The 1,302-nt window shown below is 67.2% G+C and carries 2 protein-coding genes; both read left to right on the plus strand.

All coding sequences use genetic code 11. The features are described 5' to 3' along the window. Positions 1-903 (plus strand): MFS transporter (locus tag ACFSL4_RS36680; protein WP_381092431.1); only part of this gene is annotated, 903 nt, incomplete at its 5' end. Beyond that, on the plus strand, positions 884-1,302 hold a 419-nt coding region (locus ACFSL4_RS36685; protein WP_381092433.1), incomplete at its 3' end, for an aminotransferase class III-fold pyridoxal phosphate-dependent enzyme. The genes ACFSL4_RS36680 and ACFSL4_RS36685, both read left to right, overlap by 20 nt.

The following is a 1,302-nucleotide window of genomic DNA, read 5'->3' on the forward strand; positions in this document are numbered from 1 at the left end:
TGCCACACGTTCCAGCGACAACAAACGCGGCACTACGTCACATACCGCCCTCTGACCAAGGCCTACAGCTGGTACACCACCACTATCTCCGGCGTGCGCTTCATCGGTCCCGCCATGGTCGGTGTGGTGATCGATACTCTCGGCCCCAGGGCGGCGCTGTGGATAGACGCCGCCACCTTCCTGGCGACCGCGACGGCCGCTTTGACGCTGCCGGTGCGGTCTGCCCCCGACCAGGGGCCGAGCTTGTTCCGGCAGATGCTGCGCAACGGCTTCAGCTCGTTCTGGCAGCTGCGCAAGGTGCGCAGGCTCACCGCCGCGCTCGCCGTGTTCAACCTCGGGGCAGGGGCTGTGCCCACCGTGCTCATCGTCCTCGCTCAGACCCACTGGGGCTGGGGTCCACAGGCCGCGGGCGTCGCCCTCGGCGTCGGGGCGCTCGGTGCTGCGGCAGGTGCCTGGATCACCCCGCGGGTGGCGCGTGGCAGAGGGTTGGAGACCCGAATCGGCATCTGGTTCTGTGTATGCGGGCTCGGCGGCGCATTCATGCTGTTCGGCTCCGCACCCGCCGTCATCGCCGGATTCACCCTGCTGTCTATGGGCGAGGGCGGAATGAACGTCACCACCAACGAGTACCGCTATACCTCCATCGCTAAGGACCTGCTCGGCCGGGTCAACGCGATCATCCGCGCTGTCATCATCACCGCAGCAGCCGCCTCGTCGCTGGTGCTGGGTGGCACCGCGGAGACCGACAGTCCGTACCTCTGGCTAGCTCCAGTACTCGCCGGCGGCGTCCTCGCCTGCGGGATCTGGCTCACCAGGTCGCTGCCCGCCACCCCTGCCCCCGTCCCTGAACCACCGGCCCGCACGGCCGACAATGGAGAGTGCCATGATTTCCCACGTGCTTGAGAGCGCCTACCAGCGGTACGCCGCCAAGCGTCCGGTCAGCGAGCGTCTGCACAAGGACGCCCGTTCCTTCCTGCCGTCGGGCACCACGCGCTCGGTGCTGGACTTCGATCCCTTCCCGTTCGCAGTTGCCTCGGCCGCCGGATGCTGGCTGACCGATGTCGACGGTTATGAGTACCTCGACTACCTGGGCGACTACAGCGTTGGACTCGCCGGGCACAATCCGGAGGCGGTGCGGCAGGCGGTCGCTACAGTCCTTGACGACGGTTGGTCCTTCGGCACGGTGGCTGCCGAGGAGGCCCACGTCGCAAGGATGCTCTGCGAGCGCTTCGAGTCGCTGGACCTAGGTCCTGTCTGGAGTTCGGATCAGGAGTTTGGTAGATCGCCTGCGCGCGGGGGCTT

This window comes from Streptomyces caeni, from assembly GCF_042678285.1.
Taxonomy (GTDB): domain Bacteria; phylum Actinomycetota; class Actinomycetes; order Streptomycetales; family Streptomycetaceae; genus Streptomyces; species Streptomyces caeni.